The sequence below is a fragment of the Halobellus sp. MBLA0158 genome, from assembly GCF_041477585.1.
GTDB classification, from domain to species: Archaea; Halobacteriota; Halobacteria; order Halobacteriales; family Haloferacaceae; genus Haloquadratum; species Haloquadratum rubicundus.
In genome coordinates, this window is sequence record NZ_JBGNYA010000001.1 from 872,830 (window position 1) to 895,434 (window position 22,605).

Sequence of the window (22,605 nt, forward strand, 5' to 3'; positions counted from 1 at the left end):
GCTCCGCGGCGGCTCTCGCGGTCGGGGCCGAAGCCGGGCGAATCTCCGAACCACAAGAAATAGGCGCGGAAGGGTCCGTAGCTCCGGTGATGACTTCTCGCTTGCGCCATCCGCTCACCGCGCTGGGCGGCGCCGTCGCCCTGACGCTCCCGTGGGTCGCCGTCTGGGCGACGGGCGTCGCCGAGGGGTTCGCCCCGCTGACCACCGTCGCCGTCAGCGGGCTCGCCGTCCTCGGCGCGTCGTTCCTGCTCGCGTGGGGCGCCGAGACGGCCGAGAAGGACGTCCCGCGGGCGTTCGCGCTCGCCGTCCTGGCGGTCCTGGCCGTCGCGCCCGAGTACGCGGTCGACGCGCTCTACGCCTGGCAGGCGGCGACCGATCCTGCGAAGGCGAACCTCGCGGTCGCGAACATGACCGGCGCGAACCGGATCCTCATCGGGCTGGGCTGGTCCGGCATCGCGCTCTTTTCGATCTACAAGGCCACCACGGGCACCGGCGACGACCGGAGCGTCGTCGACCGCGAGGGCCGCCTCCGCGACGCGGTCAAGCTCGACCCGAGCATCGCCACCGAGATTCTCTTTCTGTTCCTCGCGACCGTCTTCGCCTTCTTCGTGCCGCTCAGCGGCGGCATCGGCGCCGTCGACACGATCGTCCTCGTGGGGCTGTACGCGACCTACATCGCGATCATCGTCCGCGGCGACGTCGACGACCACGACGAGCAGGTCGGCGTGCCCGCGTACTTCCAGGCCAAACCCCGCAACGCGCGGATCCCGGTCGTCCTCACGCTCTTCGTCTACTCCGGCTTCCTGATCCTCACCGCGGTCGAGCCCTTCGCCCACGGCCTCGAAGACCTCGGGCTCCAGTACGGCATCCCGGAGTTCTTCATGATCCAGTGGATCGCCCCGCTGGCCTCCGAGAGCCCCGAACTCATCGTCACGGCGTACCTGGTGAACAAGGCCCGCGCGACCGCGGCGTTCAACGCCCTGATCTCCTCGAAGCTCAATCAGTGGACGCTGCTCATCGGGACGCTGGCGGTCGTCTACAGCATCTCGCTCGGCCGCTACGGCGTCCTGCCGTTCGACTTCAAGCAGGCCGCCGAAATCTGGCTCACCGCCGCCCAGAGCTTCTTCGCCTTGGCGGTGCTCGTGAACTTCCGGATCAGCGTCCGCGAGGCGGTGGTCCTCCTCGTGCTCTTCGTCTCGCAGGTGCTCATCGAGTTCGCGTTCATCCGGATCTACCCCGAGGCGCTCGCGGAGACGTACTCGATCTACGTCCTGTTGGCCTACACCGCGCTGTACGTCGTCCTCGGCGTCGCGCTCCTCGCCACGCGCCGGGAGGAGCTCCGGCTGCTCGGCGAGCGCACGGTCGCGAACATCCGCGGTCAGCCGATTCCGGAGCCCGAGCACGCGGACTGACGCCGATCGCTCCATCGCTCCGGTCGCTCCATCGCTCCGGTCGCTCCATCCCCCGATCGTTCCGACCACCGTCGCTTCGAGACCTTTTACACCGCCGAGCGATCAGAGCCGAGCGTGATCGGACTCGTAGTGAGCCGGGCGGACGACGCGTCGGTCGCGATCGGCGAGGCGCTCCGCTCGCTCGTCGACTGGGAGGCGCGGACCGATGACGCCCGGAGCGACGCCGACGGCGGCGGGACGTACTACCGCCACGGCGACTTCGAGCTCCGGACCTTCGAGGAGTGGCACCTCGAACTCTCGGGCGTCGCCGACGCCTTCTCGACCGAGCCGGAGTTCGTCGCCTTCCTCTCGCGGCACGCGGGCGAGACCGGCCCGCTCCTGACGGCGCACTTCACCGGGAACTTCGGCCCCGCGGAGTTCGGCGGCGAGCGGGGCGAACTCGCCCGTGCCTGTCCGAACGTCCAGCGCGCGATTCTGGCGGCGTTCGACCGCCACGCGCCCGACGGCTACGACGTCGGCATCGAGTGTACCCACCACGGCCCCTCGGACGTCGGCGCGCCCTCGCTGTTCGTCGAACTCGGCAGCAGCGAGTCCGAGTGGAGCGATCCCGACGGCGCCGAGGCGGTCGCCCGCGCGGTGCTGGAGCTGTCGGGCGTCGGGGCCGACGCCGAGGCGGCCGAGTCAGAGTCGGAGTCGGAGCCGCCGCAGCGCCGCCACGTCGTCGGCTTCGGCGGCGGCCACTACGCCCCGCAGTTCGAGCGGGTCCTCCGCGAGACCGACTGGCGCGTGGGCCACGTCGCCGCCGACTGGGTCCGGCAGTCGATGGGCGCGCCCGAGGCCAACGCCGAGATCGTCCACCGGGCCTTCGCGCAGTCGGCGGCGACCCGGGCGCTCGTCGCCGACGGCGACTCCGGCTCCGATTCTGACCTCCGGGCCGTGATCGAGGACCTGGGCTACCGCGTCGTCGACGAGACGTGGCTCCGCGTCACGAGCGGCGTCGACCTCGCGCTCGTGGACGCGCTCGACGGCGCCGACGACCTGGATTCGATCGACGACGGACTGCGGTTCGGCGCGCCGGCCGAGGCCGCCTCGTCGAGTGCGGCCGACGCGGTCACCGTCGTCCCCCTCCCCGACGACCTGCTCGCGGAGGCCGCCGGCATCGACCGGGAGGCGACGTTCGACGCGGTCGCCGAGCGCGTCCTCGCCTTCGAGACGGTCGAGGGCGGCACGAAGCCGCGCGGCCGCGCCGCCGTCACCGACGCAGACTCCCTCGACGCGCTCGTCGACGCGGTCTGTCGAATCCTCCGCGAGAAGTACGACGACGTCGCGGCGACCGACCGCGAGGTCGCCGCGACCCGGGAGACGTTCGACCCGGCGGCCGCCGCGGAGGCCGGCGTCCCGGAGGGCCCCGCCTTCGGCCGGCTGGCCGCGGGGGAGGCCGTCGAGGTCGACGGCCGGGAGGTCGCCCCCGAGGAGGTCCGGACGACCGAGACCGCGCGGTTCCCGCTTCCCGAGCCCGATATCAGTTCTGAGTCCGCTCCGGGCGTCGGATCCGCGGCCGATTTCGAATAATTCCCGCGAACGGCCGCCTCGAACCGTCTGCGCGTCAGACGCGCGTCAGACAAAAGGGGGAAAGATAATTAGGCTGTATCCGGTACGGATGGCCATACAATGGACTCCATCGTCGACGACGCAATAGACGAGGCCGAGGAGACGGGGGATGGGAGCCCCGTCGACGCCGACGACGAGGCGCCACGAACCGGGACGATGACCGACGAAGAACTCCAGGAGGTCCTGGTCGACCTCCAGACCGACATCACGGTCGTCGGCTGCGGCGGTGCCGGGGGGAACACCGTCAACCGAATGCACGAGGAGGGCATCGAGGGCGCGACGCTCGTCGCCGCCAACACCGACGTCCAGCACCTCGTCGAAATCGAGGCCGACACCAAGATCCTGATGGGCGAACAGAAGACCCAGGGGCGCGGCGCGGGCTCGCTCCCCCAGGTCGGCGAGGAGGCCGCACTGGAGTCCCAAGACGAGATCTACGAGGCGATCGACGGCTCGGATATGGTGTTCGTGACCGCCGGTCTGGGCGGCGGCACCGGCACGGGCTCGGCCCCGGTCGTCGCGAAGGCCGCCCGCGAGGCCGGCGCGCTCACCATCGCCATCGTCACGACGCCGTTCACCGCCGAGGGCGAGGTCCGCCGCACCAACGCCGAGGCCGGCCTGGAGCGGCTCCGCGACGTGGCCGACACCGTCATCGTCGTCCCCAACGACCGCCTGCTCGACGCCGTGGGCAAGCTCCCGGTCAAGCAGGCGTTCAAGGTGAGCGACGAGGTCCTGATGCGCTCTGTGAAGGGCATCACCGAACTGATCACGAAGCCCGGCCTCGTCAACCTCGACTTCGCCGACGTCAAGACCGTGATGGAGCGCGGCGGCGTCGCGATGATCGGCCTCGGCGAGTCCGACTCGGAGTCGAAGGCCCAGGACTCGGTCAAGAGCGCGCTCCGCTCGCCGCTCTTGGACGTCGACATCTCCGGCGCCAACTCCGCGCTCGTGAACGTCACCGGCGGGTCGGACATGAGCATCGAGGAGGCCGAGGGCGTCGTCGAGGAGATCTACGACCGGATCGACCCCGACGCCCGGATCATCTGGGGGACCTCCGTCGACGAGGAGATCGACGGCACGATGCGGACGATGATCGTCGTCACCGGCGTCGAGTCGCCGCAAATCTACGGCCGCAGCGAGGAAGAGGAGGCCCAGCAGCGGGCCCCGCCGCAGGGTGGGAGCCAGGGTCAGACACAGGGCCGGAAGCAGAACCAGAGCCAGGGCGGTCAGGGCGGCGAGCCCGAGATCGACTACGTCGAATAGCCGCCTCACCGGAGTCCACTCCCGATCCCGCGCGTTTTTCGCGTTCGTTCGGTCTCGCTCCCCATCCGATCGTCTCTCCTACGCCCGTCTCGACGGCTGAGCCGCGGCTTTGGCCGATCTCGCGGTCCGGTCGGCGCATCAATAGATAGAAAAAGCCCGACGCACTACTGGGGAGACAAGATGGACGTCAAGTACGACCTGACCAGCTACGTGCGGGTGCTGAAGCTGGCCAGCACGCCCTCGTGGGAGGAGTTCTCACAGATCGGTCTCATCGCCGGCGCCGGCATCGTCCTCGTCGGCTTCCTGGGCTTTCTCATCTACGCGATTATGAGCTTCCTCCCGGGAGGTGTCTGAGGTGCCGATCTACTCGGTCAAGACCACCGCCAGCCAGGAGCGCACCGTCGCGGACATGATCGCCAACCGCGAGGAAAACGAGATCCACGCCGTCCTCGCGCCGGACTCGCTCACGAGCTACGTGATGGTCGAGGCCGACAACGACGCCGTGATCACGCGCGTCCTCGAGGAAATTCCCCACGCCCGCGGCCTCGTCGAGAGCGGCGGCCAGGCCGGGCAGTCTTCGATGGCCGAGGTCGAGCACTTCCTCTCGCCGACGCCCGACGTCGAGGGCATCGCCGAGGGCGACATCGTCGAGCTGATCGCCGGCCCGTTCAAGGGCGAGAAGGCCCGCGTCCAGCGGATCGACGAGACGAAAGACCAGGTCACCGTCGAGCTCTACGAGGCGACGGTCCCGATCCCGGTCACCGTCCGCGGCGACCAGATCCGCGTCCTCGACAGCGACGAGCGCTGAGCGGCCGATCGGCTCCCGAGGGTCTGTCTCTTCTCGATTCGCTATGTCACGTCACGCTCAGGGCGGCCTGCGGCGGGAGGGCGCGGCGGGTCCTCACAGCGCGTCGCGGCGCTTCAGTTCCTCGACGACGGTCCGGAGGTCGGCCTCGTCTTCGATCTCGGATTTGACGTCCTCGCGGACGCGGACGGCCGTCGAGTCGGCGTCGTAGGCGCGGACGTACTCCGCGCGGGAGTGCTCCTCGAAGGCGTGGCGGATCGCGAAGTAGCCGTCGGGGACGACGCTGCCGCAGACCGCACACTCGTGGCGGTCGTGGTCCACCGTCTGGTGGATGATGGCGGACTCGATGTCCTCGAAGCGCTCCGCGCAGCCGCCGATGCCGCACTTCCACAGGGACATACCGGAACGCACGGCCAGGGGTGACAAAACCGTTCCGCAGCCGCCGGCGAATGGAAATCACTAACCGGACGCCGAGCGGATCGGTGGACGTGACCGACACGGCCGCGCCCGGAGGGGAGCCCGCATCCGCCGAGCCGGCAGCGGCGGCGGGCGGGCGAGCGGACGACGTCGACCGAGGCGCCGACGTTGATGCCGATACTGAGGCCGACACCGACGCCGACGCCGACCCCGACCCCGACGCGGCGTCGACCCGCGTGGACCTCCATGTGAAGATCCTGAACGAACGCGTGGTCGCCCGCGCGAAGGCCCGCGGCCTCGACGTTCTCGTGTACGCCCCCCACTTCACCCGACTGCCGGAGATCCGCGAGCGCGCAGAGCGCTTCTCCGACGAGGACCTGCTCGTGGTCCCCGGCCGCGAGGTGTTCACCGGGTCGTGGCGGAACCGCCGCCACGTCCTCGCCGTGGGACTCTCCGAGCCGGTCCCGGACTTCATCACCCTCGACGGCGCCCTGTCGGCCTTCGAAGAACAGGGCGCCGCGGCGCTCGTGCCGCACCCCGAGTTCCTCACGGTGAGCCTCGACGCCGACGCGGCCGCCGAACACCGCGACCGACTCCACGCCGTTGAGACGCACAACTTCAAGGCCTGGCCGCGGCAGAACCGCCGCGCCCGGGCGGTCGCCACCGACGTCGACCTCCCCGGGTTCGGCTCCTCGTACGCCCACCTGCTCGGGAGCGTCGGCGAGGTCTGGACAGTCTTCGAGCGCCGGATCGAGAGCGAGGCCGACCTCGTGTCGGCGCTCCGCGAGGGCGCGCCCCGACGCGTCCTGCGCCGCGACGGCCTCCGCCATCGGGCCCGGGCAGCGGTCGAGTTCGCGCACCTGGGATACGAGAACACCTGGAAGAAGATCGAGCGGATCTTCCTCTCGGGCACGGAGCCGACCCATCCCGACCACATCGCGTACGACGGTCGTTTCGACGCTGTGAGCGTGTACTAGCCGGCCTCAGACGCCCATCGCCGTCCGGAAGACGTTCCCGGCGTCCGCGAGCGACGTGTCGAGCGCGAAGGCGTAGTAGTGGACGAGCGCGAGCGCGAGCAGTTCGACTCCCGTCACCGCGATCGTCACCGGATTCGCCCACTGGCTTGAGGTCGCCACGCCGGTCGGGAAGCCGTACTCCTTGCTGGAGAATGGGTAAAACAGCGCGATGCCGCGCTTCGAGCCCAGGACGTCGAGCACGTAGTGCGTCGCGACGCCGATCCAGACGAACTGGAGGTTCCCGAAGAGGTACGGAAACGCCACGAAGACGACCAAAAGCGGCAGATTGTGCAGCGTCTTGCGGTGGCGGCCGAACGCGGTGTCGACGTCCGGAAAGAGCGCGCCGAGGACGACCGGCAGCGACAGCTCCGCGACCATCCAGGCCGTGTCGCCGGCGACGGTCGCCAGGTCCCGCGAGGCGCCGCCGTCACCGCCGCTGAGGAGCGATCCGGTCGTCGGGTCGATGGTGAGGATGACGCCCAGGCCGACCGCCAGGAGCGCGCCGTTCAGCACGTGTCCCTCTTTGTTCATCGGATGTGGCTCCGCTCCCGGGCCCTACAAACGTTGTGCCTTCCCGATCCCGCGGGAAACGCCCCGTCGCGTCGCCCCCGCTCGCGCCGTCACGACTCTGCGACCGCCTCGCGGAGCGTCGACAGCGCGCGCCTGGCGATCTGTTCTTTGACCTGCGTCCGGGAGCCGTCGAACTCGTGGCGCTCGACGCGGGTGTAGGAGTCGCCGGTCCCCCACTCGCCCCGGTAGGCGAGGCCGACGAACACCGTGCCGACCGGTTTCTCCGGGGTTCCGCCGTCGGGGCCCGCGATGCCCGTCGTGGCGAGGCCCCAGTCCGTCCCGGCGACGTCGCGGACGCCGGCGGCCATCTCGCGCGCGACGGGCGCCGAGACCGCGCCGTGGTCGTCCAGGGACTCCCGCGCGACCCCCAGAGACGTCAGCTTCGCCTCGTAGGAGTAGGTCACGAGCGACCGGTCGAAGTAGTCCGAGGAGCCGGGCACGTCGGTCAGGAGCGAGCCGATCAGGCCGCCGGTGCAGGACTCGGCGACGGCGACGGTCGTCCCGGCGTCGCGCAGGGCGTCGTCGACGCGGCGCTCGATCGGCGGGTCGGAAGCGAACTCGCGCATATCCGCGGCAACGACGCCGACGGGTAAAGGTGCGGCGTCCGCGTCGGGCCCGCGGTCGCGTCCGCCGACGAGAGCGAAACACACACCTACGCCGCTTCCCTCACCGAAGACGAATGACCGACACGGACGACGCGTACGACGAGCCGCTCTTCTACCGCGTCATCCAGTACGCCGTCGACGCCGACCGCGACGTCGTCGATATGGTGTCCGGGAACCCCGACTGGGAGCCGCCGACGGCGCTCCGCGAGGGGCTGAAGACCTACGCCGACGGCGAGCCGCGGGACTTTCAGTACCAGGCGAGCGAGGGCCTGCGCGTCCTCCGCGAGGAGATCGCCGCCCGCCGGAACGTCGACGCCTCGCGACTCGTCGTCACCAACGGCGCCGGGGAGGCCAACTACCTCGCGATGGCGGAAGCGATGGAACGGGACGCCGGCGCGGAGTTCCTGCTCACGGACCCCGTCTACCCGTACTACCCCGGGAAGGCGACGATGCTCGGCGGCGAGGCGACCCGCGTCCCCGTCCACGACGACGGCCACGTCGACGTCGCGGGGATGCGCGCGGCCGCCTCGGCGGACACGGCGGCGATCGTCCTCAACACGCCGAACAACCCCACGGGAGCGGTCTACGACATCGACGCCGTCGCCGAGATCGCCGACGTCGCGGCCGAGGTGGACGCGCTCCTGATCGTCGACGAGGTGTACGACCACTTCGACTTCTCGGGCCGGTTCGAGAGCGCGCTCACCCTCGATCGGGACCACGTCGTCGTCACCTCCTCGTTCTCGAAGTCGATGGCGATCACGGGCTTTCGGGTCGGCTACGCGGTCTTCCCCGAGGATCTCGTCGAGGCGGCGCGGACCCGACACATGCTCGTGAACGTCACCGGCAGCCGCCCCGCCCAGGCCGCCGTCGCCCAGGCCCTCGACGAGACGCCGCCGTCGTACTACGAGTCCGTTCGCGACACGCTCCGCGAGCGCATCGATGCCTTCACGACCGCGCTCGACGCCGCGGGCGCGGAGTACACCACGCCCGAGGGCGCCTTCTACGTCCTCGCCCGGTTCGATGGCTTCCCCGGGACGATGGACAACGTCGAGCGCCTGATCGACGAGGCCGGCGTCGCGGGGATGCCCGGCGAGGCCTTCGGCGACGCCTACGACGACTGGATCCGCTTTTCGCTCTGCACCGACCGCGCCGCCGAGGCCGCAGACCGCCTCGCCGAGTACTTCGCCGGTCGGTAGCCGGTTCGACGCCGCGCCCCTCGGCACCCAACACGGCCCCTTCGACGGGCGGGGAGTTTATGCGGATCAGCGCGCATCTTCGAAGCGGGTACCGATACCGTACCCACCCGGTCCGCGGACGCTGACCACGTCCGCCGCCGGATCCTGACCACGGTCGGGGGCGCACGTGTTGTCTCCAGACCCACACGCGGTGAAGGTGCCCCCGACCACCCCGACGCGCGATGGCTCTGTCTCGCGACCGAGAAGTACACAAGTCCCCACCCCGTCGTGCCGCGTATGTCGAGCATCGACGTCGACGCCGTCGACGAGGCCGACGACGCCGGCGATGACGACAGCGACGCACCCGAGGCAGACCACGATCACACCGTCGACGTCGAGCCGGTCGACCGCGTCGAGACCGACGACGCGACGGACCTGCCGGACGAGATCGACGCTCCGGACTACGTCCTCTACGGCGGGAAGGGCGGCGTCGGCAAGACGACGATGGCCGCCGCGACGGCGCTGGCCTCGGCCGCCTCCGGCGTCGCGACGCTCGTCGTCTCGACCGACCCCGCGCACTCGCTTTCGGACACCCTCGACGTCGACGTGCCCGCCGACCCGACGCGCATCCGCGAGGAGGTCCCGCTGTACGCGGCCGAGATCGACCCCGACTCGGTCGTCGCGGGGCCGTTCGGCGGCGAGTCCGCGGCGGGCGACGCGGCGAGCGGCCCGGGCGGCGCCGGCGACGCGACCGGGAGCGGCTTCGACCAGAACGCCGACGTTGAGGGCAACCCCTTCACCGGGGCAGGCGCCGGCGCGGGTGCGGGCGCCGAATCGCCCTTCGGCGACCTCGGCGGGATGGAAGAGTTCCTCGGCGGCGCGATGGGCCCGGGCTCGATGCCCGGCGCCGACGAGGCCGCGGCGATGCAGCAGCTGCTTGAGTACCTGGACGACCCTCGGTTCGACCGCGTCGTCGTCGACACCGCGCCGACGGGCCACACGCTCCGGCTTCTGGAGCTCCCCGAGATGATGGACTCGATGCTCGGGAAGATCGCGAAGGTCCGCCAGCAGTTCTCCGGGATGATGGAGGGCGTGAAGGGGATGTTCGGGATGGGCTCGGACGACGCTGCGCCCGAGATCGATCTCGACGAACTCCGCGAGCGGATCGAGCGCCTGCGGACGGTGCTTCGGGATCCCACGAAGACCGACTTCCGGGTCGTGATGATCCCCGAGGAGATGAGCGTCGTCGAGACCGAGCGCCTCGTCGAGCGCCTCGACGGCTACGGCATCCCGGTCCAGACGCTCGTGGTCAACCGCGTGATGCAGGACCTCGCGGACGTGACCGACGCCGCCGTCGACGACCGCTGGATCGTCGCGCCCGACCTGGAGCACTGTGACTTCTGCCAGCGGCGCTGGCAGGTCCAGCAGGACGCGATCCAGCGCGCAACCGACCTCTTCCGCGGCCGGGACGTAAAGCGCGTGCCGCTGCTGGCCGAGGAGGTCCGCGGCGAACAGGCGCTTCGGGTCGTGGCGTCCTGCCTGGAGTAGCGAGTCGCGAACAGCGGACTGCGAATCAGGCCGCCGGTCCGTCAGAGCTTCCGCAGGTACCGGTATCCGGCGTCGAGCCACGCGTCGGGCAGGAACCGCGCCAGGACGGTGAGCCGCGCGGCCGTTCCGGGCTGGTAGCGCGCCCGCGGCTTCGTCGAGGAGGCGGCGTCGACGATGTCCTCGGCGACGCGCTCGGGCGTGATCGCGCCGAGCCCGCCCCCGCCGATCAGCTGCGTGTCGCTGAAGAGCTCGTAGAAGGACTCGTAGGCGCCGGAGCGGTCCAGTCCGGAGATGTCGGTATCGGCGTCGTCGCTCCCGTCGTCATCGCTCGCGTCCTCGCCCAGCACTTCGCGCTCGGCGCGGTCGCTGAAATTGGTCTCGACCGGTCCGGGTTCGATCACCGCGACGTCGATGCCGTACTCGTCGACCTCGTTGCGGAGCGCGTCGCTCATCGCCTCCAGGGCGAACTTCGAGCCCGCGTACACGCCGCCCCCGGGGAACGAGAGCCGGCCCGCGGCGCTGGAGACGTTCACGATGGTCCCCTCCTCCTGCTCGCGCATATGCGGGAGCACCGCGCGGATCAGCCGGTGGGGGCCGTAGACGTTCACGTCGAACTGGCGGTGGACGCGCTCTGTGGGCACGTCCTCCAGCGGCCCCATCTGCCCGAAGCCGGCGTTGTTGACGAGACAGGAGATGTGGCCCTCCTCCTCGATGATCCGGTCGACGACGCGGTCGACGTCGGTCTGGTCCGTCACGTCGAGCGTCGCGATCTGACACCCCTTCTCGCCGAGGGTCTCGACGTCCGCAGGGTTGCGGGCGGTCGCGTAGACCTGCCAGTCCTCTTCGAGGAAGGCGAGCGCGGTCGCGCGACCGATCCCGGACGAACAGCCAGTGATGAGGACCGTCTTCGGATGCACGGCCGGAGCAACGACCCACGCGGTGTTAACTGTGCGGTCCTCGCGCCGTCGGCGCGGCACCGCTCCGTCGCCGCCCGGCCACACCCTTAACTGCCTGCCAGAGTTGGTCCGAGTATGCAGTTCGATCGACGCGCCGGCGTCTTCCTCCACGTCACCGCGCTGCCCGGCCCGCACGGGATCGGCGACCTGGGCGAGGGCGCCCGGCGGTTCCTCGACTGGCTCGCGGCCGCCGAGCAGTCCTACTGGCAGTTCTGCCCGCTGGGGCCGACGGCGTCGGTCCACGGCGACTCGCCGTACCAGGCGTACTCGGCGTTCGCGGGGAATCCGCTCCTTGTGAGCCTCGACCGACTCGTCGCGGCCGGACACCTCGACGAGTCTGACCTGGAGCCGGTCCCCGAGTTCTCGGCCCACGAGGTCGACTACGACCGCGTCCGCGAGTACAAGACCGACCGCCTCCGGACCGCGGCGGAGCGCTTCCACGCCGGCGACGGGCCGGGCGTAGACGAGGACGAACGCGACGCCTTCGCGCGCTTCCGCGAACGCGAGTCCGCGTGGCTCGCCGACTACGCGCTGTTTATGGCGCTCCGAACGCGCCACGACGGCGCGTGGACGTCGTGGCCGGAGCCGATCCGGGCCCGCGACTCCGAGGCGCTCGCGGCCGCACGCGAGGACCTCGCCGACGAGATCGCCTACCGGGAGTACGTCCAGTTCGTCTTCGACCGACAGTGGCGGGCCGTCCGCTCGTACGCCCACGACCGCGGCGTCGACCTCGTCGGCGACCTCCCGATCTACGTCGCCCTCGACAGCGCCGACGTCTGGGCGAACCCCGAGGTCTTCGACCTCGACGCGGACGGCCGTCCCGCGGCCGTCGCGGGCGTTCCGCCGAATCCGGGCGACGACGGTCAGCGGTGGGGGAACCCGGTCTACGACTGGGAGACGCTCCGCGCGAACGACTACGGCTGGTGGGTCCGGCGGCTGGAGCGGCTCTTCGACCTCGCCGACGTCACCCGCATCGACCACTTCAAGGGGTTCGACGAGTTCTGGGCGATCCCCGCCGAGGCGGACTCGCCCGCGGCGGGCGAGTGGCGCGACGCGCCCGGTCACGACCTCTTCGAGACCCTCCAGCGACGGCTCGGCGACCTCCCGTTCGTCGTCGAGGACCTCGGCTTCCTGGACCAGGGGCTCGTCGACCTCCGGGACCGGTTCGGCTTCCCGTCGATGCGGGTGCCGCACTACGCCGACTGGTGCCGCGAGGGCGATATGTACCAGCCGATGCACTACCCCGAGAACAGCGTCGCCTACACCTCGACCCACGACACCGACACCCTCGTTGGCTACTACGAATCGCTGTCGGACGAGCAGCGCAGCTGCCTGGAGTACAACATCGGCGCCGGCGCGGAGCTCACCTGGTCGATGATCGAGGCGGTCTGGCGCTCGGACTCGGTGCTGGCGTTCACGACGATGCAGGACGTCCTCGGCCTCGACTCCCACGCGCGGTTCAACGAGCCGGGGACGACCGACGGGAACTGGGCGTGGCGCGCCACCGACGCGGCGTTCGACGAGGACCTGGCCGCGCGGCTCGCCCGCGTGACCGACGAGCACATCCGGAACTGACTCGCGAAAGGCGAACAGTCGGCACTCCCGCTCCCGCTCTACTTCCGCGCCGGTCGTGCCGAGCAACCGCGGGCCGACGCGGGACAGCTCTCAGCGCATACGCGCCGTGGTCCCGCTCTCGTACATAAACGCACGGCCCGAGCCCGCCGTTTTTTGTGTCGAGCCGACGTGTGGCGAACGTGGTACGTCGCTCCGTCGGTTACCTCTCGCTCGTCGCCGCCGCGGTGCTCGCGGTCGCGTCCGCGCTCGTCCCCTCGATCGGGCTGCTCGCCGACGCTGCGCTCGGCGACATCGCCGTCCAGCCGCTCGTCGTCCGCGGGCTGAACGCCGCCGCCGTGCTCTCGGCCACGGCCGGCGCCTACCTCGTCGTCGAGTCGGTGCTCGTCGCCCGCGTGGCGAACAAGCGCCGGAGTCACGACGCCCGCAACGTCCTCCGTCTCGCCTTCGGCGCGGTCGCAGCCGTCGGCGTCGCCGGCGCGCTCACAGAGCAGTGGCTCGGCGTCCTCTTCTCGCTTGGCGTCGTCGGCTTCGCCGTCACCTTCGCGCTCCAGCAGCCGCTGCTCTCGCTCATCGGGTGGTTCTACATCCTGGTGAAGCGCCCCTACGCGGTGGGCGACCGGGTCGAGATCGCCGACACCCGCGGCGACGTCATCGAGGTGGGCTTCCTCACGACGACGCTGTGGGAGGTCGGCGGCCGGCTGGTGACGTCGGGCCAGCCCTCCGGCCGGGTCGTGACCGTCCCCAACGCGCAGGTGCTGTCGGCGCAGGTCGTCAACGACACGACGCTCTTCGAGTTCGTCTGGACCGAGGTGACGATCCAGGTGGCCTACGAGACCGATCTCGCGTTCGCCCGCGAGGTGATGGTCGAGGAGGCGGACGCGCTCTTGGGCGAGGAGATGCGCCGCGGCATCAAGGCCTACCGGAACCGCCTCGATCGCACCGCCGTCGACCTGGACGTGCGCGAGGGCCCCTCCGTCAACGTCGTCCAGACCGAGTCGTGGGTCGAACTCCGGCTCCGCTTCCTCTCGCGGTCGCGGCAGGCGACCCGCAACCGCAACGCGCTCTACGAGCGGATTCTCGATCGCTTCAACGACGAGCCCGAGCGCGTGAAGTTCCCGATCGGGCGGAACCGGTAGGCCGCAGAGCCCCGGGCGACCGGCCGCGCATCGAAACCCCGATACCCGCCGGTCCCTACCCTCTGTCGATGACCGCTTCGCCGACGTTCGAGTCCGGCGCGATCCCGCTGTCGTCGATTCCGGGCCCCTTCGACCTCCAGGCGACCCTGGAGAGCGGCCAGTCGTACCTCTGGGACCGCGCGGACGGGCGGATGTACGAGTCGATGGACGTCCACGGCGGCGACGCGTGGTACGAGACGGTCGTGCCGCCGATCGAGGGCGTCAGCGACGAGGACGTCGTCGTCCGCGTCCGCCAGCGCGACGGCGCCCTGGAGTGGGAGGCGACGACCGATCCCGTCCCGCTCCTGACGCACCTCCTCCGCTTGGACGACGACCTCGACGCGATCTACGACGCGACGCCCGACGACGACCTCATCGAGTCCGCCTACGACGCCTATCGGGGGATGCGGCTCGTCCGCGACCCGCCGTTTCCCTGCCTGATCTCGTTCATCTGCTCGGCGCAGATGCGCGTCTCGCGCATCCACGGGATGCAGACGGCGCTCGCCGAGGCGTTCGGCACGCGCCACGAGGCCGACGGCGAGTCGTTCGCGGCGTTCCCCCGCCCCGAGCAGCTGGCCGCCCGGACCGAATCGGAGCTCCGCGACCTCAAGCTCGGCTACCGCGCGCCCTACGTCCAGCAGACCGCCCGGATGGTCGCCGACGGCGAGGCCCACCCCCGCGAGGCGGTCGGCCTGCCGTACGAGGAGGCCCGCGAGTCGCTGACGCGGTTCGTCGGCGTCGGCGACAAGGTCGCCGACTGCGTCCTCCTCTTCTCGCTGGGCTACCTGGAGGCGGTCCCGCTGGACACCTGGATCCGGAGCGCGATCGCCGAGCACTACCCCGACTGCGACCGCGGGAGCTACGCGGAGACGTCGCGGGCGCTCCGCGAGCGGCTCGGCGGCGAGTACGCCGGCTATGCGCAGACGTACCTCTTCTACTACCTGCGGGCGCGCGGCGCGTAGACCCGGGCGAACCTTTGATGCCGTCGGCGCCGCTACGTACACGTATGGACTGCAGAGTCGTCGTTGAGGCCGCCATCCCGGTGTACGACGTGACGACGCCCGACGAGGCGATCCGTATCGCCATCTCGAAGACGGGCGAGATGCTCAACCCCGACCTGAGCTACGTCGAGATCTCGATGGGGTCGCGGACCTCGCCCGACGGCGAGGAACTCCCGCCCGCGTTCATCGCCGCCGACGAGGCCCTCGTCGCCCTCGAACTGGAGATGACGGTGTTCAACGTCGAGCAGCAGGAACACGCCTCCCGGATCGCCCGCAAGGAGATCGGCCAGCGCCTCGAAAACGTCCCGCTCAAGGTGCTCTCCGTCGAGACCGTCGAGGACGCGGACGACGAGGAAGACGACCACGGCGACGGAGCGGACGACGGCGACGACGCCACGGGCGACGACGGAGACGAAGACGACGATCTCATCCCCGAGTTCGACGACCTGGTCGAAGACGGGTGAGTCGTCCCTCACGGACTGGGCCCTTGATCACTTCTCGGCCTCTTGGACTTTCGGTTCCGTTCTCGATCGGCGGCTCCAACCGACACTCTCGTATGAATCGACGAGATACCCGTACGTATGGCACAATCGACGCTGTACGAGCGGCTCGGCGGCCGCGAGGGGATCCGCGCCGTCGTCGACGACTTCTACGACCGACTGCTCGACGACGAGGAGATCGGTCCGTTCTTCGCGGACGCCGACCTCGAAATGCTCCGGCGGACCCAGACCGACTTCCTGTGTGAGGCCGCCGGCGGCCCGGAGACCTACGACGCGGCCCCCGTCCGGGAGGCGCACCTCCACGTTCCGTTCACCGAGGCGCACATCCAGCGGGCCGTAGAGCACCTCGCCGACAGCCTCGACGCCTTCGACGTCCCGGAGGACGACGCCCAGCTCGTGATCGGGGCCGTCGCCGACTACGAGGAGGAGCTGCTCGCGCGCCCGGACGAAGAGACGTAACTCGGGGTCGCGGTCCGAATCGGAAGGAGGGAGGATAGAAGCGAGGAGGCGGCGACGCCGTCGCTAGCGGGCGTGGGGTCCTGAGGAACGGCGAAGTCGTCGTGATCAGTCGGCGGCCGCTGGGACGCGGTCCTGCTCGACTTCCTCCATCGAGGAGGTGATTCCTTTGACCAGTTTGAAGACGGCGGCTTTGTGGTCGGTCTTCGACTTGTGGATCGAGGTGGGTCGGACGCCGAGTTCGTTATACGCTTCGAGCGGTACTTCCTCGTCTTCCCACGCCTCGACCTGTGTGTGTACCTCCGCAAGCAGGCCGTGAAGGTGGATGAGCTCCTGCTTCTTCATGAGCAACCCTGACTTGCGACTGGAAGGATATATTATTATCCTGAGTCTCGTTAACACACACCTGTCGGATATCCGCCCGAAACGCCCGTATTCGCCCGATTTGCTGTGTTCAATGATGAGGGATACACCGCCGTTCCGTCGACGGGGTCGTCTCGGGCGCGCGGTATATGAACGCTTTACACCACGCGTCTCCTACCCCGCCGTATGGACTACGAGGACCAACTCGACCGAGCGCTCGAACAGGCTCCCGAGATCGCCGAAGGCGGCGAGCGGTTCGAGGTCCCCGACCCGGACGTCCGCCCCGAAGGGAACGTCACGGTCTGGGAGAACTTCGAGGCGACACACGATCGCCTCGCGCGCGACCCCGATCACCTGGTCCGGTTTATGCAGTCCGAACTCGGAACGAGCGCGCAGATCGACGACCGCGACCGCGCCCGCTTCACCGGCGACTTCAAACAGCGGCGCGTCGCGGACGCGCTCGACGCCTACGTCGAGGATTTCGTCACCTGCAGCGAATGCGCCTCTCCGGACACGCGACTCGTCGAAGAACAGGGGACGACCGTGCTGAAATGCGACGCCTGCGGCGCGCTCTCGTCGGTTCCCGACCTCTGATCGGTTACTCGAACTGTTTTACGGTTTCGAGGTCGTGTTCGGTCCGCATAAACTCCGCGAGCCGGCGGGTCGCCCCGCAGGCCGAACACGTGAAGTTCTCGCGGTGACCGGGGAGCGCCGTCGGTTGGGCCTCCCAGTCTTTGCTGCACTCGGGACACAACAGCCGCACAAACGCTTCGACCATAGCCGAGTCGAATCCCGGTACGTCAATAAATGTTGGCAGTCGGCCGCCTCGCGGCCCGCCTCCCCGCCTACGCGACCGCGCCGGCGTCGTCTGGCTCTTCGACTTCCAGGAGCTCCTTGTAGCGGTTCCGGATCGTCACCTCGGAGACGTCGGCGACCTCGCTGACCTGGCTCTGGGTCACCTTCTCGTTCGTCAGCAGGGCCGCGGCGTAGACCGCGGCCGCCGCGAGGCCGACCGGCGACTTCCCGGAGTGGATGGCCGCGCGCTTTGCCTTCTTGAGCAGTTCGCGGGCCGTCCGCTCGGCCTCGTCCGAGAGGTCGAGGTCCGAGGCGAACCGCGGGACGTACTGCTCGGGGTCGGCGGGCTCTACCTCCAGCTTGAGCTCGCGGACGATGTAGCGGTACGTCCGGGTCAGCTCCATCTTGTCCACGCGGGAGACGCGCTTGATCTCGTCGAGCGAGCGCGGCGTTCCCGCCTGGCGCGCGGCCGCATAGAGGGCCGCGGTCGCGACGCCCTCGATGGAGCGGCCGGGCAGCAGGTCCTCGCTGAGCGCGCGGCGGTAGATGACCGATGCCGTCTCCCGGACGTTCTCGGGGAGGCCCAGGGCCGAGGCCATCCGGTCGATCTCGCCGAGCGCCTGCTTGAGGTTGCGCTCTTTCGAGTCGCGAGTGCGGAACCGCTCGTTCCAGGTGCGCAGCCGCTGCATCTGCTCGCGCTGGCGCGCCGACAGGGAGTTGCCGTAGGCGTCTTTGTTCTGCCAGCCGATGTTGGTCGACAGGCCCTTGTCGTGCATCAGGTTCGTCGTCGGCGCGCCCACGCGGGACTTGCGGTCCCGCTCGGCGCTGTCGAAGGCGCGCCACTCGGGGCCGCGGTCGATCGAGTCCTCGTCGACGACCAGTCCGCAGTCCGCACAGACCGTCTCGCCGCGGGCGCTGTCCGTGATGAGCGTGCCGCTACACTCGGGGCAGACGCGCTCTTCCTCGCTCGCCTGTTCGGCCTCGTGTTCGTGTCGGTGTTCGTGTTCCTGTTCGTCCGTCCGCGTTCGCTCCGTCTCCGGCGCGTTGCGGTCCTCTACGTGTTCTGTGGTGCGTGTGTCACTCATACTGGGGAGGGGGCTCGTCCGCGGCCGGGGAAAGCAGATCAAAAAACGACCCGGCCCGAACTGACCTTACTATGTGTAAGTACCTGAAGTACTTAAACCTTTCTTAGGCACGAAACGCGGTTTTACACGATCTTTGCGCCCGAATTCCAGCGTATTCGCGGATTTGCGGACGCGGACCCGGCGCGTCGCTAGGGTATATATACGTTCCGTGCCCGCGCCGGTCAGATCCACCCCTCCCGCCGGAAGTGGACGAGCAGGATGCCGGTGACGAGCGCCATCCCGACCACGACCGCCGGGTAGGCGAACGGCCAGGTCAGCTCGGGGAGGTTCGTCGCGTGGTCGCCGAAGTTCATCCCGTAGACGCCGACGACGAACGTGAGCGGGATGAAGATGGTCGCGACGACGGTCAGGCGCTTCATCACCTCGTTCGTCGACTGGGAGAGGACGTTGAGGTAGATGTCCCGCGTGCCGCGCGTGAGGTCCCGGTAGGTCTCGGTGAGGTCGACGATCTCGACGAGGTGGTCGTAGACGTCGCGGTAGTACTTCTCGGTCTCCTCGCGCACGCCGTCGGCGTCGCCCCTGGCGAGGGTCCCCACCGCCTCCCGCATCGGCCAGACCACCTTCCGGAACGAGAGCAGATCCCGGCGGACGGCGTTGAGGTCCTCGATGAGCGCCTCCTCGGGGTTCGAGAGGATCGCCTCTTCGAGCTCCTCGATGGTCTCGCCGACGGTGTCCAAGAGCGCGAAGTACTCCGTGACCGTGCGGTCGATCACGCGGTAGGCCGCGAAGTCCGGCCCCTGTTTCAGGGTCCGACCCTCCTGATTTTCGACGGACTGCCAGACGTCCGAGACGACCGCGACCTGCCGGTCTTCGGCGGTCACGGTCACGAGCCAGTCCTCGCCCAGGAACAGCCCGATCGGCTGGGTACGGATCTCCTCTTCGAAGGTCGTCTCGCCGCGTTCGAGCGCGGCCGTCTTCACGAGGACGAAGGTGTGGCCGTCGAACTCCTCGGTCTTCGGCCGGACGTCGTCGCGGACGTCCTCCATCGAGAGCGGATGCAGCCCGAACGCCTCGGCGACTCGCTGCTGTTCTTCCAGCGACGGCGCGCTCACCCGGATCCAGGTCGTCCCCGCCGCCTCCCTGGCCTCCCGGAGGTCGGCCTCGCTCTCGATCGTGTAGTGTTCGACGCGTCCGACGTCGTAGACGATCGCCGAGATCACGCCGTCCCCTCCTCGTAGCCGATCGCATAGAGCGTCACGCCGACCATCACGCCGATCAGCGTGGTCGACCGCCCCGGATAGGGCGCGGCGACCCCGACCGCGTACCCGACGACGGCGAGAGCGGTGAGCGCGATTCCGAACGCCCGCGTTCGTCGCATAGCCCACACTCACGGAGTGCGCACAAAAGCGTTGTTCGCCCGGGCCCCCGCGTCCGGGCGGCCGTTCCCGATCCGGCGACCGCCGGCGGTCAGTCCTCGACCGGGTGCTCGATCGCCCGCATCATCGAGAGGACGTTCTCCTCCTCGCCGCTCAGCCGCTGCGGGTAGACGCCCAGCGCGAGGATGAAGTCGTCGCCGTCGCGGTACTTCGTCACGTGGACGTAGACGTCGACTTCCTGCCCCTGGAGCGTCGTGGTCCCCGAGAACTTCGTCACCGTCGTCTCGGTCCCCTGGACGGTGATGTTCTGCGAGCTCTCCTGCTGGACGTCGCTCAGCCCCTCGTACTGCTGTTGGACGAACTGAATCAGCCGCTGATTCGAGAACTGTGCGATCGGGTTGAGCGTCTGACCGGCGACCTCGACCGCGGGCGTCGAGACCACGGTGAAGATTCCGACTTCGGTCTCGCCTAGCGGCCCGAGTTCCATACTCTTCGTGTACCCGGTGAGTTGGTTAGTGGCCACGACCCGACGCTCTTGGCCGGCGACCTCGAAGGTGCGGTTCACCTCGATCGACCGGGTGCCGTTGGACTCATAGCCCGCCTCCTGGGCCGCCGAATCGGCGACGGCCGCGGGCTCTGCCGTGAACGAAAGCGCCTCATCCCCCGTGAGAAAGCCGATGCAGCCGCTCGTCGCGAGCAGCACTGCGAGCGCGACGGCGACCAACGCGCGACGGTTCGGTGCCATCGACTCCTGTTCCCGACTAAACGGTGTTAAATCCGCGGGCTGTTGTATTGACACTTCGCCCTCTCGGAGCGTGGCTTCCCGTCTCTCACCGCTCCGTCGCGTCCGCCCCGCGGTCGCGACAGAACTCAGCCGCCCTCTGGAGCAATGTTCGATCGTCTCACAGATACGAGATCGAGACGGACTGTGCGCCCGCTTCGGTCTCGATTTCGACGTCCGCGACCAGGCGCTCGCGGACCCGCTCGCGCCACGCCTCGACGGCGCGCTGGTGGCGCCGCCGGTGCTCCTCGCGGGAGTACGCCGTCGACGACGCCCGCAGTTCGTCTTCGGTATCGTCGACCGTCGGATACGGGGGCGCGTCGGCGACGAACCGCTCCGGGGGGAGGTGAATCGGCTCCAGACCGCCGTTTCCCTCGCCCGCGTCGCCGTCCGCCTCGACGACGCCGGCGTCGTGGAGCCGCGCCCGCATCCGGCCGGAGAAGGGCGGCGTCACCCGGAGGACGAGCCGGTCTCGCCCCCGCGCGTTCGCCTCCAGCGCGTCGACGACGTCGTCCCCGGTCACCGCCAGCGAGCGGATCCGGCGCGGGTCCGACGAGGTCGGATCCGCCTCGACGCGGTCGCTCGCCGGCGTCTCGTCGTCCTCCGTGCCCATTTCACCGCGTATCCCAGTGGGCCGCGTCGGTCGTCCCCAGTTCGCCGTCGCACTCGGGGCACCGCGCGCGGAACGAGCCGGGAGTGACGCGGCAGCCGCAGTCCCGACAGACGAAGGAGCGTCGACTACTCATCACACGGCGGTATGCGTTCGGGTATGTTAACTCTTATCGTGGTATCGATTCAGCGTCGTTCGTATGGAATCCGAATTTCTCCGATATCTGCCGTTTCTCGGGCGAGAACCGTCGATATCTTCATTGTTGCACCGGACCAACGTCTACCATGAGTGTGGGTGACGAACCGGCGGGTGCCCACGTCGATGCGGTGGTCCATCGGGTCCACAGGGCGCTCGTCGCCGCGGATACGCGCGCAGATCTGGAGTCGGCGAGCTGTCGCGCCTTCGTCGGCGACGAGCCGTACGCGCTCGCGTGGATCGGCGTTCACGACGACGCGACCGACAGGATCGTCCCGACGGCGAGCGCGGGCGAGGACGCCTCCTACCTCGACGGGCTCGCGATCCAGGTCCACGACGCGCCGACCGCGACCGAGCCGAGCGCCACCGCCCTCAAAACCGCGACCACGCAGGTGCGTCGTCGCCTCCGAACGGACCCCGACGCCGAGCCGTGGCGCGATCGGGCCCTCGCCCACGGCTTCGAGTCGAGCATCGCGATCCCGCTCGTCACCGACTGGGTCGCCTACGGCGTGTTGAGCCTCTACTCGCGGCGGCCGGACGCCTTCGACGACGCCGAGAGCGCGCTGCTGACCGAACTCGGAGAGACCATCGCGACCGCGATCGTCGGGATCGAGGCCCGCACGGAACTCGAAGCCCAGCGCGACGGGCTGGACCTCCTGAACAAGGTCGTCCGCCACGACATCCGCAACACCCTCCAGGTCATCTCGGGGTACGGCGACCTCCTCGAACCCCACGTCGACGCCGACGGCGCGGATCACCTGCGGCGGATCCTCACGAGCGCGCAGTCGGCCACCGAACTCACCCACACCGCGGCCGACCTCGCGGAGGTGATGCTCGAACGGCGGCGCGAGCGGACGTCGGTGCCGCTGGCCGAGACGCTCGAAGCCCAGATCGCCGACGTCGAGACGACGTTCGGGCCGGCGTCGATCACCGTCGACGGGAGCCTCCCGCAGGTCCGGGTCCTCGCCGACGGGATGCTGCCGTCCGTCTTCCGGAACCTCCTGAAGAACGCCATCCAGCACAACGACGCGGCGTCCCCCGAGGTCGTCGTCTCCGCGGTCGCCGACGGCGAGACGGTCACGGTCAGGGTCGCCGACAACGGCCCGGGCGTCCCCGAGCACCTCCGATCGACGATCTTCGGGCAGGGGGCCAAGGGGCTCGCCAGCGGCGGGACCGGGATCGGGCTCTACCTCGTGCGGACGCTCGTCGAGGCCTACGGCGGGTCCGTCGCGCTCGAAGACAGCGAGTCGGGGGCGGTCTTCGCCGTCGAACTGCCGGCGGCGTGAGCAGTCCGCGCCGACCGGCTTCGCGAATACAT

Annotated in this window: 27 protein-coding genes; 15 read left to right on the forward strand and 12 right to left on the reverse strand. The window is 69.5% G+C overall.

The window, feature by feature from the left end; translation table 11 throughout:
* The first annotated feature begins 89 nt into the window (after positions 1-89).
* The 5 genes from OS889_RS04430 to OS889_RS04450 all read left to right on the forward strand — a co-directional run bounded on the left by OS889_RS04430 (position 90) and on the right by OS889_RS04450 (position 5,091).
* A complete protein-coding gene (locus tag OS889_RS04430) occupies positions 90-1,412 on the forward strand; it encodes a calcium:cation antiporter family protein (protein ID WP_372387651.1) in 1,323 nt (440 codons plus the stop codon).
* Between the two features lie 114 nt (positions 1,413-1,526).
* Complete coding sequence (locus OS889_RS04435) at positions 1,527-2,984, forward strand: D-aminoacyl-tRNA deacylase (protein WP_372387652.1); 1,458 nt, start codon at positions 1,527-1,529, stop codon at positions 2,982-2,984.
* A gap of 99 nt (positions 2,985-3,083) precedes the next feature.
* The gene (gene ftsZ / locus OS889_RS04440; protein ID WP_372387654.1) at positions 3,084-4,283 is read left to right on the forward strand and encodes a cell division protein FtsZ; all 1,200 of its coding nucleotides are present in this window, start codon (positions 3,084-3,086) and stop codon (positions 4,281-4,283) included.
* A gap of 180 nt (positions 4,284-4,463) precedes the next feature.
* Entirely contained in the window at positions 4,464-4,637 is a 174-nt protein-coding gene (locus tag OS889_RS04445; protein ID WP_372387656.1) for a protein translocase SEC61 complex subunit gamma, read from the forward strand.
* A gap of 1 nt (position 4,638) precedes the next feature.
* Positions 4,639-5,091, forward strand: coding sequence for a transcription elongation factor Spt5 (locus OS889_RS04450; RefSeq protein WP_372387658.1), 453 nt, complete (start codon positions 4,639-4,641; stop codon positions 5,089-5,091).
* Positions 5,092-5,184: 93 nt separating this feature from the next.
* Here the strand turns inward: OS889_RS04450 and OS889_RS04455 are convergent, their stop codons facing one another.
* Entirely contained in the window at positions 5,185-5,487 is a 303-nt protein-coding gene (locus OS889_RS04455) for a DUF7565 family protein (protein WP_372387659.1), read from the reverse strand.
* A gap of 254 nt (positions 5,488-5,741) precedes the next feature.
* Between OS889_RS04455 and OS889_RS04460 the strand changes: the two genes are divergently transcribed.
* On the forward strand, positions 5,742-6,482 hold the full coding sequence (locus tag OS889_RS04460; RefSeq protein ID WP_372391538.1) for a PHP-associated domain-containing protein: 741 nt from the start codon (positions 5,742-5,744) through the stop codon (positions 6,480-6,482).
* Between the two features lie 6 nt (positions 6,483-6,488).
* Here OS889_RS04460 and OS889_RS04465 read toward each other — a convergent pair whose 3' ends face one another.
* The gene (locus OS889_RS04465; RefSeq protein WP_372387662.1) at positions 6,489-7,052 is read right to left on the reverse strand and encodes a metal-dependent hydrolase; all 564 of its coding nucleotides are present in this window, start codon (positions 7,050-7,052) and stop codon (positions 6,489-6,491) included.
* Positions 7,053-7,141: 89 nt separating this feature from the next.
* Positions 7,142-7,657: a CinA family protein gene (locus OS889_RS04470; RefSeq protein WP_372387664.1), complete on the reverse strand. Its 516-nt coding sequence runs from the start codon at positions 7,655-7,657 to the stop codon at positions 7,142-7,144.
* A gap of 113 nt (positions 7,658-7,770) precedes the next feature.
* Between OS889_RS04470 and OS889_RS04475 the strand changes: the two genes are divergently transcribed.
* Positions 7,771-8,892 (forward strand): pyridoxal phosphate-dependent aminotransferase, encoded by a 1,122-nt coding sequence (locus tag OS889_RS04475; protein ID WP_372387666.1) that lies wholly within the window; start codon positions 7,771-7,773, stop codon positions 8,890-8,892.
* A 276-nt stretch (positions 8,893-9,168) separates the two neighbouring features.
* Positions 9,169-10,419: an ArsA family ATPase gene (locus OS889_RS04480; RefSeq protein ID WP_504923072.1), complete on the forward strand. Its 1,251-nt coding sequence runs from the start codon at positions 9,169-9,171 to the stop codon at positions 10,417-10,419.
* Positions 10,420-10,460: 41 nt separating this feature from the next.
* Here the strand turns inward: OS889_RS04480 and OS889_RS04485 are convergent, their stop codons facing one another.
* Positions 10,461-11,336, reverse strand: coding sequence for an SDR family oxidoreductase (locus tag OS889_RS04485; RefSeq protein WP_372387667.1), 876 nt, complete (start codon positions 11,334-11,336; stop codon positions 10,461-10,463).
* 114 nt (positions 11,337-11,450) lie between these two features.
* Between OS889_RS04485 and malQ the strand changes: the two genes are divergently transcribed.
* From malQ to OS889_RS04510, 5 genes are all read left to right on the forward strand, one after another.
* Positions 11,451-12,950, forward strand: a complete 1,500-nt coding sequence (gene malQ / locus OS889_RS04490; RefSeq protein ID WP_372387668.1) for a 4-alpha-glucanotransferase — start codon at positions 11,451-11,453, stop codon at positions 12,948-12,950.
* 179 nt (positions 12,951-13,129) lie between these two features.
* Positions 13,130-14,086 carry a mechanosensitive ion channel family protein gene (locus OS889_RS04495; RefSeq protein ID WP_372387670.1) on the forward strand — a complete coding sequence of 319 codons (957 nt, stop codon included), beginning with the start codon at positions 13,130-13,132 and terminating at the stop codon, positions 14,084-14,086.
* Between the two features lie 68 nt (positions 14,087-14,154).
* Positions 14,155-15,087, forward strand: coding sequence for a DNA-3-methyladenine glycosylase family protein (locus tag OS889_RS04500; RefSeq protein ID WP_372387671.1), 933 nt, complete (start codon positions 14,155-14,157; stop codon positions 15,085-15,087).
* Positions 15,088-15,131: 44 nt separating this feature from the next.
* Positions 15,132-15,590: a DUF555 domain-containing protein gene (locus OS889_RS04505; protein WP_372387673.1), complete on the forward strand. Its 459-nt coding sequence runs from the start codon at positions 15,132-15,134 to the stop codon at positions 15,588-15,590.
* A 117-nt stretch (positions 15,591-15,707) separates the two neighbouring features.
* Positions 15,708-16,085, forward strand: a complete 378-nt coding sequence (locus tag OS889_RS04510; protein WP_372387675.1) for a truncated hemoglobin — start codon at positions 15,708-15,710, stop codon at positions 16,083-16,085.
* A 105-nt stretch (positions 16,086-16,190) separates the two neighbouring features.
* On the opposite strand, the gene OS889_RS04515 is transcribed toward OS889_RS04510, so the two are convergent.
* Positions 16,191-16,427, reverse strand: coding sequence for a UPF0058 family protein (locus OS889_RS04515; protein WP_372387677.1), 237 nt, complete (start codon positions 16,425-16,427; stop codon positions 16,191-16,193).
* A 204-nt stretch (positions 16,428-16,631) separates the two neighbouring features.
* Between OS889_RS04515 and OS889_RS04520 the strand changes: the two genes are divergently transcribed.
* Positions 16,632-17,039 carry a translation initiation factor IF-2 subunit beta gene (locus OS889_RS04520; protein ID WP_372387679.1) on the forward strand — a complete coding sequence of 136 codons (408 nt, stop codon included), beginning with the start codon at positions 16,632-16,634 and terminating at the stop codon, positions 17,037-17,039.
* 4 nt (positions 17,040-17,043) lie between these two features.
* Here the strand turns inward: OS889_RS04520 and OS889_RS04525 are convergent, their stop codons facing one another.
* The 7 genes from OS889_RS04525 to OS889_RS04555 form a co-directional block, all read right to left on the reverse strand.
* Positions 17,044-17,223: a DUF7836 family putative zinc-binding protein gene (locus OS889_RS04525; protein WP_372387680.1), complete on the reverse strand. Its 180-nt coding sequence runs from the start codon at positions 17,221-17,223 to the stop codon at positions 17,044-17,046.
* A gap of 67 nt (positions 17,224-17,290) precedes the next feature.
* Positions 17,291-18,325, reverse strand: a complete 1,035-nt coding sequence (locus tag OS889_RS04530; protein WP_372387682.1) for a transcription initiation factor IIB — start codon at positions 18,323-18,325, stop codon at positions 17,291-17,293.
* 221 nt (positions 18,326-18,546) lie between these two features.
* Positions 18,547-19,545, reverse strand: coding sequence for a magnesium/cobalt transporter CorA (gene corA / locus OS889_RS04535; RefSeq protein WP_372387684.1), 999 nt, complete (start codon positions 19,543-19,545; stop codon positions 18,547-18,549).
* Positions 19,542-19,703, reverse strand: coding sequence for a hypothetical protein (locus OS889_RS04540; RefSeq protein ID WP_372387685.1), 162 nt, complete (start codon positions 19,701-19,703; stop codon positions 19,542-19,544). Before OS889_RS04540 ends, corA begins: the two co-directional genes overlap by 4 nt.
* A gap of 89 nt (positions 19,704-19,792) precedes the next feature.
* Positions 19,793-20,446 (reverse strand): DUF6517 family protein, encoded by a 654-nt coding sequence (locus OS889_RS04545; RefSeq protein WP_372387687.1) that lies wholly within the window; start codon positions 20,444-20,446, stop codon positions 19,793-19,795.
* Between the two features lie 157 nt (positions 20,447-20,603).
* Positions 20,604-21,095 carry a DUF8009 family protein gene (locus OS889_RS04550; protein ID WP_372387689.1) on the reverse strand — a complete coding sequence of 164 codons (492 nt, stop codon included), beginning with the start codon at positions 21,093-21,095 and terminating at the stop codon, positions 20,604-20,606.
* A gap of 1 nt (position 21,096) precedes the next feature.
* Complete coding sequence (locus OS889_RS04555) at positions 21,097-21,228, reverse strand: hypothetical protein (protein ID WP_372387691.1); 132 nt, start codon at positions 21,226-21,228, stop codon at positions 21,097-21,099.
* 154 nt (positions 21,229-21,382) lie between these two features.
* Between OS889_RS04555 and OS889_RS04560 the strand changes: the two genes are divergently transcribed.
* On the forward strand, positions 21,383-22,573 hold the full coding sequence (locus OS889_RS04560; protein ID WP_372387693.1) for an ATP-binding protein: 1,191 nt from the start codon (positions 21,383-21,385) through the stop codon (positions 22,571-22,573).
* Positions 22,574-22,605 lie beyond the last annotated feature (32 nt).